This window comes from Burkholderia sp. IT-111MI5, assembly GCF_949752865.1.
Classification (GTDB): domain Bacteria; phylum Pseudomonadota; class Gammaproteobacteria; order Burkholderiales; family Burkholderiaceae; genus Burkholderia; species Burkholderia pyrrocinia_C.
On sequence record NZ_CATKIF010000055.1, the window covers coordinates 439,497 to 449,399 of the forward strand.

Sequence of the window (9,903 nt, forward strand, 5' to 3'; positions counted from 1 at the left end):
CTTGCGCCCAAGTGCTGGAACATGAGGCAGTGGTGGTGGGGCTTCATCCAGCAAAGGAATGGCTCGGATGGAAGCTAAATCACCTAATGTGTAACAACGCTTGGTTGCAATCTCAAGCTGAGATACTGTCGCTTCATGCGAGTCATCTCCAACAAAGCCTTGACCGACTTCGCCGCCAAGCATCCGGACGCTGGCGTGCCGCTCCAGATATGGAGGAAGACGATCGAGGCTGGAACATTCGGCAGCTTTGCGGACCTGAAGAAAGCCTTCAATGCGACAGACAAGGTTGGGGCGTTCTACGTGTTTGATATCGGCGGCAATAAGTTCCGGATCATTGCTGCAGTGCACTTTAATGTGCAGACGTTATATGTGCGTCATGTATTCACGCACAAGGAGTACAGCAAATGGAAGCCTTGAATCTTACGCGGAATGACATCGAGGAGCTGGCCGCGCACTTCGAGGCTATCTCCCAAAAGGTGCCGCTTCATCCGATCAACTCGGATATTGAGTACGACTTCGCTGTGCGAGCGTTGAATGCGCTGCTTGACGCAGGCGCAGCTGACGAAGGGCATAGACTCGCGCCACTCGCCGCCACGCTGGGCGACTTTATCAGTGAATATGATGAAGGACATCACCAACTGCCAGATGCATCTCCCGCTGATGTCCTCAAATATCTGATGCTGGAGAATGATGTCCGACAGGCTGATCTTCCCGAGATTGGGAGTCAGGGGGTTGTTTCGGAAATCCTCAGTGGGAAGCGGGAGTTGAATGTACGACAGATCGCGGCATTGGGCCGTCGATTCAATGTGAACCCAGTGGTATTCCTGCCGATCTGATTGATTCGACCGTCCACGGCGCGAGCCGTCCTAAGTCCGCCGCAGCCATGCTGCGACAGCCTCCCGAGCCCGGGCGTATCACATCAAGCCCCGCCCCGAGCGGGGCTTTGTTCTCTTGGGCCGACCTTGTGCTCGTCCTCCGGCGATGAATGGTTTCGCGCATCCAGGCAGGCGCTCGTCAAGTATGGGGTAGGCGCAAAACCAGCGGAAGCCGCCAGTTTCATGTCCGATCGATTTCCGATTCGGCGATTTGGAAGCCACCGTCGAAGGCTTCATCCATCTGGTCAGCAATGAATTGGCCGACTACCTTGTGCCCGTCGATATATACGTGGAACGGCCATTTGTCGGAGCGGATTTCGTAGCCGGTCACGACCTCGATCGTTCGACCTTTGTAAGTGTCGGTTTGGACGTTGCGGACGCCGGTTTCGGTTTGGATTCGCGCCACGGCAGTGCTCCACGAACTCGATGGTGCATGCTAGCACGATGCTGCGGTTGTTCCCCAGCCGAGGACACGTCGGCCGAGTCATATCAAGATACTTCGCCCGACAAGACGGCTTCGTGACGGAGGGTGTGCCGCCAGGATTCTGCTCGGATTTGGAGTTTCCATGGAATGCATCTGCTTCTAGCACGTATTGGTACTGAACCTGAAAGTCTGGGGATTGCCGCTACAGCGACCGGAGCTCTGTTCCGGTCCGGCATCATACTTAGTAGTACTTCTGACCTAGCAATCTGTGCGATATTTCTTGACATTAGACCCTAGGGGTCTAATATTGTGTTCATGTGGTAGTGCACTTTGCGCAGCCCTCATCCCGAAAGGAAAGACCATGAAATTCCTGTTTCACGCTCGCCCATTCGAGGCATACCGCAATGCTGTACACCCCCCCGACGACGAAGAACCTTGCCGATCTCAAGCACGAGCTGGGATATACCGGTAAACAGCTTGCAGAACTATTCGGCCTAGCTGGCGATCACCAGTGGCGCAAATATACGGGCGGAAACACACCGCGCCCAATGGGGCCGCAGATGCTGTTCTTTGCGGCGGCTCGGCTTGAGTTGGATGAAAAGACGCTCAATCGCGTACTTAAACGTATGCAGGACATCGGCGCGACCATCGATCTCAACGCCGAAGTGCTGGACTCCACCCACGAGGAATAACTGCGGTAGCGACAGCTTCGCTGCGTCGCCGTTGTCACGAGGGCCGCCTTGCTATGGGGAGGCGAATACGATATTCGGCGTCAACGTGCAGAATCATTTCGACACATCTAGCAACGAAGAGCGGCGACCAAGGTGTTGGCGCACCAAGGCCGCCTGACCACAACCAAGCCGTAAGGAGCTTGAATCATGGCTGACATCTATTTTACCGAGCAGGAGCGCCCATCGCGCAAAACCACCGGCACTGACTCGCCCGTGACCGACTTAGAAATTGCGACGCGACGCGACTTGTCGTTTACAGCGACCGACGACAGCCCTGGTATTAGGTCCAATTGGAACGTCTCGCACGATATGAACGGGTATTGGCACGATGGCGTCCGAGTCGGGCGACGATATTTCGCCGAGATTGCAGAGCTGGCCGCCAAGGACGAAGAAGAAGCCTTCGATGCCGTCCTGTACGCCATCATGGCCCGCGAATGGAACCACACTCGAGACGGCGCTGGATGGGGTATCGAGCACGGATTTTCCGAACGCTTGGCCGCCGCCACGATACTTGGGCTGCGTGCAATGAGAAATGGCACCGCCCCTTACGACCCCGAAAGCTCGGTGGCGTGCGACGAAGAGGTGAGCCATGACTAACGCCAATCCCGCGCTGTCGGCACTGCCGGCCCGTATTCCGGGCATATCGATGCTGTACGACGAGGACAGCAACTTCAGATATGCGCTCTTGCTTGACCTTTCCAAATTCGAACCCGCGAAGTACGACCGAGATGCGCTTTTCGAGAGATTTAGCAACCGGCTGATGAGCGAGTACGAGCGCCTTGAGTCGCATATCGAAGCCGCACGAGCAGTCGGGGATCTACCCATTTCCGGTGGTTGTGATGGCGATGCGGTGTCGCTGAGCATGCCGATCGACGAAGTGATGATGATCGAAGTAATTCCGACGGCGATCGATCGGGAAGCGTTCGCGCGTTGCTTACCGGCCAAGGTGGGCGACTTCATGGATTGGCTGCTGTGCGGTGACCCGGACGATTAATCGCAAGAACAATTACCCCTGCGGTTGCTCGTGAGGGTGGCCGCTCTTCCATAGGAGCCGGTTATGAGGCTCGAACAATACGAAGTTCGCGACCGCGCATACGGTGCGTGGCATCGTGCGCCGTCGATTCGCCGATATTTGCAGGCGACTCAAGCCGAATCACTGACGATGGTTGACCTCGATTCGGTGCTGTTCACGGAATACGACAACGGCGCCAAGATTCCCTTGGCTCTCGTTGAAGTGGCCCGCGACATCGGCCAAGAGAAGCCGGCTGGCGTGATACAGCATCTGGCTCAGATCGCCGATGTGCCGGCCTATGTCGCCCTATACACGCCATCCGATGCGGCGAATCCAGCCAACCCCAATTGGTCGGACATCATGGCATTCCGCGTAAAGCGCCTGTGGCCGTGCCCCGAATCCGGCTGGCGCGTCCTCTCCCCGGCGCAATGGGCGAGAGCGCTGGTGCAGATCCGCGGGTGGCAGATGCGGCGTTTCGAGGTGAGAGCGGCCGCGAATGACGACCGGTTCTAACGGCTGTCAGTTAACCGAAGCGGACGAAATCGATGAAAGGAATTTGGGTCATGGGCGGCGTATATATTGGCGCAGCGTTGTGTCTGCATGTGTTATCGGCCAGCGCTCAGCAACTGTATGATCAGCCAACAGACGACGATCTGCGTGCTGCATATTGCTTGAGCATTTCGGAGGCGATGCTTTCGGATCTTCAGGCAACGCGCAAACAGTTGTTGGACGCTGGCGCGGCGGGGACCAAGCTCGACAACATAACAGCTAGCTCCATCGTCGCTCTCACCGACCGAGCGAACCGGCTGCGCGCATATGTTCTCCCCAAGGCACTTGCGAACGATAACGCGGCGGTTGGTCTTTCCGCCGCCGAGCAGCGTGGTAGACAGGACCTGGCAACGTTAGGTTCTGACGAAGGAATCAAAGCTTGCGCGAGAGTCTGTACCTCGATTCCTGAACCTCGTACTCCGGACAATGACCAAGGCGGGATGCAGTGCGCCCAGAAATGTGCGCCGCAGATATCCGAGCGCATTCGCAAGTGTGCCGACCTGTCTTGGCTGCCGTATTAGTTTCCTCTGCTTGATACATATGAAAACGAAGTTCAAAGGTTCACTTGGCAAGCCGATATTCGTGAAGCCACCATCGCTGTTCGAATTCGTCGATTCTGAGGAAGCTGCGCGTCGGAAGTACAGCGAGTCGATTTCTGTCGCAAGGACAGAGAAGTTGCCACTTCTGTTCAAGCATTACGGGGTTCAACAAGGAGATTTTGTGGCGCTTGCCATGTCTATGGCGGTAGACCTGATCCCCGGTTTCCAGGTCGAAACCGAAGTCAAGCGCGCTGGACCGAAGACGAAGTGGGATGATGTCGCCAGGGGTTACCTCGCAGTGGAGCTAGAGCGACAGCGACAGAGGAATCCGCGGCAGAGCATCAAGGCTGCGGCCGGTCATCTGGCTAAACGGGAACCGTGGAAAAGCTATGTTAGTGGTGCTGATCCGGCAGAGCGCTTACGTCAAGAGTATGAAAATGCGAAGAATGCCCGGTGGACGAAGGTATGTCGGGATGCGTTTCGCTACCACGAGGCGACGGGCACTGTGTCTGAATGGGACGAGACAATCCTGAAGCTCGGGACCTAAGGCGCTACGATCTGCGGCACATCGATCGCATTTGCCGGAAATTAAAGCTGTAGATTAATTCGGATCGGGGATTTTATACTCCCACCATGAGCAGCATGCAAACGACGCCAAGGAGCGACAAAGCATGCGTGCAAATGCCGAAACCAATAAGGCCCTCGCGACGCTTCCCGCGGTCGGCTTCTCGCGCTGGAATCAGCTTCAGCTGTTCATTCCGGTCAGCCGTGAAACGTGGCGCAAGTTAGTGAAAGAAGGTCGCGCCCCGCAGCCGCAGCGCTGGACTGAACGGTGCACGGTTTACAGCAATGAGGAAGTGCACCGCTGGATGAAGAACCCAGCCGCCTACCAAGCGCAAGCGATGGCTGCGTGAGGGGGCATCGATGACAAACAATAAAAAAGCCGCCACCCTTGAAGGTGCGGCTCAAAACAAAGCTCAAGCTCACTATAGCAGCAACGATGCCGCAGCTCAACGGCATCGAATTCTCGATTTCCTGCGTCAATACGGCTCGCTATCGACGTTAGATGCGCGGCACAAAATTGACGTCATGCACCCGGCGGCGCGCATCATGGAGCTGCGGCGCATCGGGGTCGAGATCTCGACGATTTGGACCCAGGAAGCTACGCCCGAAGGTAGTTGGCATCGCGTTGCACGCTACCACCTGATGCGGGAGGTAGCGGCATGACGCGGCCGTCATTCCAGTTCTATCCAGGCGACTGGCAGGCGAACAGCAACCTCCGACGCTGTACTCATGCTGAGAAGGGCGTCTGGATCGACGTGATGTGCCTCCTGCACGATTCCGAAGAGTACGGCGTTCTCCGCTGGCCGCTCAAAGAAATTGCGCAGGCGATCGGTGCTCCGCTCGCGATGCTCAGATCGATCATCACCAAGGGCGTGCTGAAGGGAGCCGACAAAGGGCAGACGTGCGCTGCGTTCATCTACGTTCCGAGATCCGGTCGACGTGACGGTGATCCCGTAACGCTCATCGCGGAGCAGGAAGGGCCGATCTGGTACTCCTCGAGGATGGTCAAGGACGAGCATGTGCGCTCGGTCCGTGGTGAATCGTCTCGCTTCCCAATCGATGGCGATGATGCACTGAAGGCAGCACCAAAGGTGGCCTTGGGCGATAGCACCAAAGCTTCACCAAAGCCCCCCTTAGGTGACGGCTCTTCATCTTCATCTTCGTCTTCAAACAAACAAAAACAACGCGCTCCGCGCTTCGATGCGCAGGCGCATCTCGAGTCTTTCGGAGTTCCGCCTGAGATCGCGAAGGACTGGCTTGCAGTTCGCAAAACCAAGCGTCTGGCGCCGACTGTGACGGCTTTCGATGATGCAAAAGCCGAGGCAGACAAAGCGGGGATCTCGATGGCGGACGCAGTGCGCACCTGCGTCATTCGTGGATGGGGAGGCTTCAACGCATCGTGGTTGAGCGAGCCGTCCGGACGCGTTAATGGCCACCAGGCCGAAGGGATCTTCGGGTGATGGCCATGAACCTACGTTTTCCGCAGAACTCATCCGAGCTGATAGCTATGCGCAAGAGCGGCAACGTGCCGGAACTACCGGTGTTGGTCACGCTTGTCGGTCCGTTGTCATGGGCGAATGTGACGCTCAGCGCGACGCCAAGCGAGCGTTACGACTGGCGACCGGTTACAGCATTGGACGTCGAGGTGTTCGCGTCCATACACGTGCCGTGGAGTGACCTTCTGAGCACGCTGTCGGATATCGCCGCTGCAGTACCTGACACGCTGGTGCTGACCTTCCGCGAAGGTCCGCGTGTGCATTGCGGCGAGGCGCATGTTGTCCCGGGACAGGATTTCGCGCTGTTTGACTGGTTCCCGATGGCGATCGCACCGATCTGTTGGCCCGCGTCGCACGTACTTGCTCGACGCCTGTTCGACGTATTGGGCGACACGATTCCGAATCCGTACGACGACGCCTGCGACCTCGCAATGCAGGTGGTCGCCGAAGCTCATGAGAATGCCAAGGAGGTGGCCTGATGGCCCGAACGATTCCCGATTCGATCGACTGGAACGCCTATCTCAACGATACAGACGACGGCCGAGCGGACGTGCGCCGCGCGAGCGAGTTTATCGAGGACCTGGTCGAGCACCTGCACAGCCCGAAGGAAGTCGCGCCCGGTACCGAGTCGCCTTGGGCCACCGTTGGCGATTCGCTCCGCTTCCGCGAGGGCGAGGTGACGCTGTGGGGCGGCGTGAACGGCCACGGCAAGTCCGCCGTCCTCGGCGAGGTGATGCTTCATGCCATGTCGGCCGGCGACCGGGTATGCATCGCGTCGATGGAAATGCGCCCGATCGCGACGATGGAGCGCCTCGCGCGCCAGGCAGCGGCCACCGATAAGCCGGCGCCTGAATTCATCCGCGGCTTCGGTCGCTGGACGGACGAGCGACTATACGGCGAACAGGAAGGGCGTCTTTCGGCTCGCGAGTGCCTGAAAACCACCATGCGCCTGTCGCCTGATCGCATTTTCCTGACCGAGCTGCGCGACGATGCCGCGTGGGACTACATCAAGAGCGCGAACACCGGCCACCCCGGCGGCATCTTCTCGACGCACTCCAACAGCGCGGCCGAGACGCCGAGCCGTATCGCGGACCTTGTGAAATCGTCCGAGGTCGGCCGGATGCTCGACTACGACATGATCCTGCGCACGATTCACGCGACGCTCGACCTCATCATCTACATGAAGGATTGGGACGTTGTAGAGCTGCTTTATGACCCGCTTTTCAAGAAGCAAAACGCCGCGAGATAAGGAGGAGGGCCATGAACCATTTGAATCACACCAATATCTTCTGGCTCGTCGCGGCCGCGATCGTTGCGACGATCGCATACCGGAAACTCGCTCCCTATCTATGGGGGCGCATAAAGGGCGCGACGGTTCTCGATCACGTCCAGCGCGTCGCCCATGAACAGAAGCAATACCAGCTCAAGCAACGCGACCTGAACATGACGCGGCAGAAAGCTGTACGCGTGCGCGCGATCAACGCCGGCGTCCTGATCGGGTTCATGTGCCTCGCCAGCTACCTCATGCGCCAGACGGGCTTTCAAGTCACGAATAACACCATCCTGTCGTTCGGTGTGTATGTCGTCATCGGCCTGGTCGCCTGTTCGCTCGTCAGGGCCGTGCCTGCCGAGCTGTTCGCCGGACTCAACTGGCACAGCCGCATCGACGTGCGGCTTTATTACGTGTGGCTCTGGCCGCTGAATGTCATCAAAGCGATCCGTCGCAAACACTGAGGACTTAAACAACCATGACTGAGAAACCTACCCGCAAATCGTCCCCGCGCCTGCTGCTGCCGATCGTCAAACGTGAGCCTGAAAAAACGAAGCTGCCGGTCAACCTGTCGCAGGAAGTGCACGCCGATTTGCTCGCCTACCAGCGGGCCTATCAGGATATGAACGGTGCGGAGGTGTCGCTCGACTTCATCATCGAGCATGTACTCGTACAGCACCTGAAACGCGACAAGGCGTTCCAGACGTGGAAGGCCACCCATAAGAGCGGCAATTGATATAAGCGGGGACGTGCGAGGTGACCGTCCGGAGGTTCATACCTGTTGACCATCAGAGTAACGTGGGGAAAATAATGCCAACCCAAACTTATGAGGAACTCATCGCTGAGCGCGACGCAATCCAGCGGAAAGTGGATGAAGCTTTCGCGCACGAGCGCGAGCTGGCGTTCGCCAAGATTCGGGAGCTGATGCAGCAGTACAGCATTCGCGTTGTCGATTTGACGCAGCGCACTCGTTTCAAGCTCGGCAAGCCGAAGGTCAAATATTGTGATCCCACGACCGGCAACACGTGGACGGGGCGCGGTCGGCCGCCTGGCTGGATGCAGGGCCGCGACCCCGCCGAGTTTTTGATTGACCGTCCTGGCAAGCAAAGCAAGTGACAACCACAGAGCGGGGCGCAGCCCCGTTTTGACAATCAACCTACTGAGGACGTTTATGGAGATTCAAAGTATCGCAGTGTGTACGGGGCGGTATTACACCGCGAAGGGTGCCTTCAAGATTCGGACTTGTTCGTACTCTAGGCGTCTTGTCGGGCGTTTCGAATGTCGCTGAACGACCCGCTTCGGCCCTTCGGCCCGACATGACCTCGACGGCGTCTTCCAAGCCATAACGGCCGTTCGCACGGGCCTAAATTCGACAGCCTGCTAGTCTAGTAATCGGGCGCGGCGTCGCAATGAATCCGTAAGCCAGAAAACGGCACGAACATGCCGTTTCTCATTGGGAGCCTGAACCGTCTAACTCTCTACTTTCCATACTGCACTCCCCAGTATGTGGCCGCATCGACGAATGTTCGATAGGCGTCGCGCTCGTCGGTCAGTTTGTCAGCCTCGGATTTCGGAACGGTCTTACGTAGCTCGGCGCGCTGATTGAGGTCGCGCTCTTTGTCGGGCGCCAGTGCGTTCCAGTTGGCGTATTGCTCCATTATGAGGATGGTGGCGCCTGCAGCGCCCGGGTGGCTGTTCACCAGAATCCGGTAGTCCAGCAGCGTGCCGTTTTTCTTGGCAACCTCCTCAGCTGGCACGAAGCCCCGCCGCAGGTTCTTGAGATAGTCGTCGACCTTGCTAGGTGGCACCCTAACTTGCGTGACCTCCCAGACCTCCTTGGACGGCGCATAGTCTACCCACATCTCAGCCCAGGCAATACGACCGACCGCGAAAGCGAGGACCGCAGCACCAATAATCCCGATCATTCCGCGCATGACTATTCCCTGTGTCATCAGACGTATCAAGCGATTGCCGTCCACCGCAGTCGGCGGGACTCCCAGCGCAATTTCAGCAGCCGCTGCAAGTGCCAGTGTGGGCTAGCGCGGCAGTCGCCACCGCGTAGACCCCAATGCCACCGGTCAGAGTGGCCAGCAGCGCCAAGACAAGCGAAAGCCTCTTGATCACCTTTCTAATCAGATTCTCCTGATCAGCAACCGCTGCACGGGTCGGCGTGCGCCGCCGGCGCAGTCGCCACCGCGTAGACCCCAATGCCACTGGCCAGTGAGGCCAGCAGGGCAACGGCAAGTGAGAATCTCTTCAGCACGGTCTTCATCGGATTTCTCCGGTCAGCAGTTATTGCACGGGTCGGCGTGAGCCGCCGGCGCAGTCGCCACCGCGTAGACCCCAATACCACCGGCCAGCGAGGCCAGCAGCGCAACGGCAAGTGAGAATCTCTTCAGCACGGTCTTCATCGGATTTCTCCGGTCAGCAGTTATTGCACGGT

The 9,903-nt window shown here is 58.1% G+C and carries 19 protein-coding genes; 16 read left to right on the forward strand and 3 right to left on the reverse strand.

Annotation, left to right across the window (positions count from 1 at the left end; genetic code table 11):
- Positions 1-135 precede the first annotated feature (135 nt).
- Positions 136-417, forward strand: a complete 282-nt coding sequence (locus ACM6JT_RS29250) for a type II toxin-antitoxin system HigB family toxin (protein WP_175003389.1) — start codon at positions 136-138, stop codon at positions 415-417.
- Positions 405-836: a helix-turn-helix domain-containing protein gene (locus ACM6JT_RS29255; protein ID WP_105132323.1), complete on the forward strand. Its 432-nt coding sequence runs from the start codon at positions 405-407 to the stop codon at positions 834-836. Before ACM6JT_RS29250 ends, ACM6JT_RS29255 begins: the two co-directional genes overlap by 13 nt.
- 220 nt (positions 837-1,056) lie before the next feature.
- Here ACM6JT_RS29255 and ACM6JT_RS29260 read toward each other — a convergent pair whose 3' ends face one another.
- Complete coding sequence (locus ACM6JT_RS29260; RefSeq protein WP_414857761.1) at positions 1,057-1,281, reverse strand: hypothetical protein; 225 nt, start codon at positions 1,279-1,281, stop codon at positions 1,057-1,059.
- Between the two features lie 422 nt (positions 1,282-1,703).
- Between ACM6JT_RS29260 and ACM6JT_RS29265 the strand changes: the two genes are divergently transcribed.
- The 14 genes from ACM6JT_RS29265 (at position 1,704) to ACM6JT_RS29330 (ending at position 8,576) form a co-directional block, all read left to right on the forward strand.
- Entirely contained in the window at positions 1,704-1,991 is a 288-nt protein-coding gene (locus tag ACM6JT_RS29265) for an XRE family transcriptional regulator (RefSeq protein ID WP_110422292.1), read from the forward strand.
- Positions 1,992-2,177: 186 nt separating this feature from the next.
- Positions 2,178-2,627 carry a hypothetical protein gene (locus ACM6JT_RS29270; RefSeq protein ID WP_414857762.1) on the forward strand — a complete coding sequence of 150 codons (450 nt, stop codon included), beginning with the start codon at positions 2,178-2,180 and terminating at the stop codon, positions 2,625-2,627.
- Positions 2,620-3,024 carry a hypothetical protein gene (locus ACM6JT_RS29275; RefSeq protein WP_414857763.1) on the forward strand — a complete coding sequence of 135 codons (405 nt, stop codon included), beginning with the start codon at positions 2,620-2,622 and terminating at the stop codon, positions 3,022-3,024. The genes ACM6JT_RS29270 and ACM6JT_RS29275 overlap by 8 nt, the downstream gene beginning before the upstream one ends.
- A 63-nt stretch (positions 3,025-3,087) precedes the next feature.
- On the forward strand, positions 3,088-3,555 hold the full coding sequence (locus ACM6JT_RS29280) for a hypothetical protein (protein ID WP_110422295.1): 468 nt from the start codon (positions 3,088-3,090) through the stop codon (positions 3,553-3,555).
- Between the two features lie 32 nt (positions 3,556-3,587).
- Complete coding sequence (locus ACM6JT_RS29285; protein ID WP_146230271.1) at positions 3,588-4,112, forward strand: hypothetical protein; 525 nt, start codon at positions 3,588-3,590, stop codon at positions 4,110-4,112.
- Positions 4,113-4,131: 19 nt separating this feature from the next.
- Positions 4,132-4,677 (forward strand): hypothetical protein, encoded by a 546-nt coding sequence (locus ACM6JT_RS29290; protein WP_414857764.1) that lies wholly within the window; start codon positions 4,132-4,134, stop codon positions 4,675-4,677.
- 124 nt (positions 4,678-4,801) lie between these two features.
- Positions 4,802-5,044, forward strand: a complete 243-nt coding sequence (locus ACM6JT_RS29295; protein ID WP_163008988.1) for a helix-turn-helix transcriptional regulator — start codon at positions 4,802-4,804, stop codon at positions 5,042-5,044.
- A gap of 10 nt (positions 5,045-5,054) precedes the next feature.
- Positions 5,055-5,357 (forward strand): helix-turn-helix domain-containing protein, encoded by a 303-nt coding sequence (locus ACM6JT_RS29300; RefSeq protein ID WP_414857765.1) that lies wholly within the window; start codon positions 5,055-5,057, stop codon positions 5,355-5,357.
- Positions 5,354-6,154, forward strand: coding sequence for a hypothetical protein (locus ACM6JT_RS29305; RefSeq protein ID WP_414857766.1), 801 nt, complete (start codon positions 5,354-5,356; stop codon positions 6,152-6,154). The genes ACM6JT_RS29300 and ACM6JT_RS29305 overlap by 4 nt, the downstream gene beginning before the upstream one ends.
- Positions 6,155-6,159: 5 nt before the next feature.
- Positions 6,160-6,669 (forward strand): histidine ammonia-lyase, encoded by a 510-nt coding sequence (locus tag ACM6JT_RS29310; protein WP_414857767.1) that lies wholly within the window; start codon positions 6,160-6,162, stop codon positions 6,667-6,669.
- Positions 6,669-7,439 carry an ATPase, T2SS/T4P/T4SS family gene (locus ACM6JT_RS29315; protein WP_414857768.1) on the forward strand — a complete coding sequence of 257 codons (771 nt, stop codon included), beginning with the start codon at positions 6,669-6,671 and terminating at the stop codon, positions 7,437-7,439. The genes ACM6JT_RS29310 and ACM6JT_RS29315 overlap by 1 nt, the downstream gene beginning before the upstream one ends.
- Before the next feature lie 11 nt (positions 7,440-7,450).
- Positions 7,451-7,924 (forward strand): hypothetical protein, encoded by a 474-nt coding sequence (locus ACM6JT_RS29320; RefSeq protein ID WP_414857769.1) that lies wholly within the window; start codon positions 7,451-7,453, stop codon positions 7,922-7,924.
- 14 nt (positions 7,925-7,938) lie between these two features.
- Positions 7,939-8,196 carry a DUF2274 domain-containing protein gene (locus ACM6JT_RS29325; protein ID WP_414857770.1) on the forward strand — a complete coding sequence of 86 codons (258 nt, stop codon included), beginning with the start codon at positions 7,939-7,941 and terminating at the stop codon, positions 8,194-8,196.
- Between the two features lie 74 nt (positions 8,197-8,270).
- A complete protein-coding gene (locus ACM6JT_RS29330) occupies positions 8,271-8,576 on the forward strand; it encodes an H-NS family nucleoid-associated regulatory protein (protein ID WP_414857771.1) in 306 nt (101 codons plus the stop codon).
- A gap of 362 nt (positions 8,577-8,938) precedes the next feature.
- Here ACM6JT_RS29330 and ACM6JT_RS29335 read toward each other — a convergent pair whose 3' ends face one another.
- Positions 8,939-9,394: a hypothetical protein gene (locus tag ACM6JT_RS29335; protein WP_414857772.1), complete on the reverse strand. Its 456-nt coding sequence runs from the start codon at positions 9,392-9,394 to the stop codon at positions 8,939-8,941.
- A 212-nt stretch (positions 9,395-9,606) separates the two neighbouring features.
- Positions 9,607-9,732 carry a hypothetical protein gene (locus ACM6JT_RS29340; protein WP_414857773.1) on the reverse strand — a complete coding sequence of 42 codons (126 nt, stop codon included), beginning with the start codon at positions 9,730-9,732 and terminating at the stop codon, positions 9,607-9,609.
- Positions 9,733-9,903 lie beyond the last annotated feature (171 nt).

What these genes read in the sequence shown, in the direction of transcription:
- ACM6JT_RS29250 (WP_175003389.1), top strand. Translation starts at nt 136, where the DNA reads ATGCGAGTCATCTCCAACAAAGCCTTGACCGACTTCGCCGCCAAGCAT.
- ACM6JT_RS29255 (WP_105132323.1), top strand. Translation starts at nt 405, where the DNA reads ATGGAAGCCTTGAATCTTACGCGGAATGACATCGAGGAGCTGGCCGCG.
- ACM6JT_RS29265 (WP_110422292.1), top strand. Translation starts at nt 1,704, where the DNA reads ATGCTGTACACCCCCCCGACGACGAAGAACCTTGCCGATCTCAAGCAC.
- ACM6JT_RS29270 (WP_414857762.1), top strand. Translation starts at nt 2,178, where the DNA reads ATGGCTGACATCTATTTTACCGAGCAGGAGCGCCCATCGCGCAAAACC.
- ACM6JT_RS29275 (WP_414857763.1), top strand. Translation starts at nt 2,620, where the DNA reads ATGACTAACGCCAATCCCGCGCTGTCGGCACTGCCGGCCCGTATTCCG.
- ACM6JT_RS29280 (WP_110422295.1), top strand. Translation starts at nt 3,088, where the DNA reads ATGAGGCTCGAACAATACGAAGTTCGCGACCGCGCATACGGTGCGTGG.
- ACM6JT_RS29285 (WP_146230271.1), top strand. Translation starts at nt 3,588, where the DNA reads ATGAAAGGAATTTGGGTCATGGGCGGCGTATATATTGGCGCAGCGTTG.
- ACM6JT_RS29290 (WP_414857764.1), top strand. Translation starts at nt 4,132, where the DNA reads ATGAAAACGAAGTTCAAAGGTTCACTTGGCAAGCCGATATTCGTGAAG.
- ACM6JT_RS29295 (WP_163008988.1), top strand. Translation starts at nt 4,802, where the DNA reads ATGCGTGCAAATGCCGAAACCAATAAGGCCCTCGCGACGCTTCCCGCG.
- ACM6JT_RS29300 (WP_414857765.1), top strand. Translation starts at nt 5,055, where the DNA reads ATGACAAACAATAAAAAAGCCGCCACCCTTGAAGGTGCGGCTCAAAAC.
- ACM6JT_RS29305 (WP_414857766.1), top strand. Translation starts at nt 5,354, where the DNA reads ATGACGCGGCCGTCATTCCAGTTCTATCCAGGCGACTGGCAGGCGAAC.
- ACM6JT_RS29310 (WP_414857767.1), top strand. Translation starts at nt 6,160, where the DNA reads ATGAACCTACGTTTTCCGCAGAACTCATCCGAGCTGATAGCTATGCGC.
- ACM6JT_RS29315 (WP_414857768.1), top strand. Translation starts at nt 6,669, where the DNA reads ATGGCCCGAACGATTCCCGATTCGATCGACTGGAACGCCTATCTCAAC.
- ACM6JT_RS29320 (WP_414857769.1), top strand. Translation starts at nt 7,451, where the DNA reads ATGAACCATTTGAATCACACCAATATCTTCTGGCTCGTCGCGGCCGCG.
- ACM6JT_RS29325 (WP_414857770.1), top strand. Translation starts at nt 7,939, where the DNA reads ATGACTGAGAAACCTACCCGCAAATCGTCCCCGCGCCTGCTGCTGCCG.
- ACM6JT_RS29330 (WP_414857771.1), top strand. Translation starts at nt 8,271, where the DNA reads ATGCCAACCCAAACTTATGAGGAACTCATCGCTGAGCGCGACGCAATC.
- ACM6JT_RS29335 (WP_414857772.1), bottom strand. Translation starts at nt 9,394, where the DNA reads ATGCGCGGAATGATCGGGATTATTGGTGCTGCGGTCCTCGCTTTCGCG.
- ACM6JT_RS29340 (WP_414857773.1), bottom strand. Translation starts at nt 9,732, where the DNA reads ATGAAGACCGTGCTGAAGAGATTCTCACTTGCCGTTGCCCTGCTGGCC.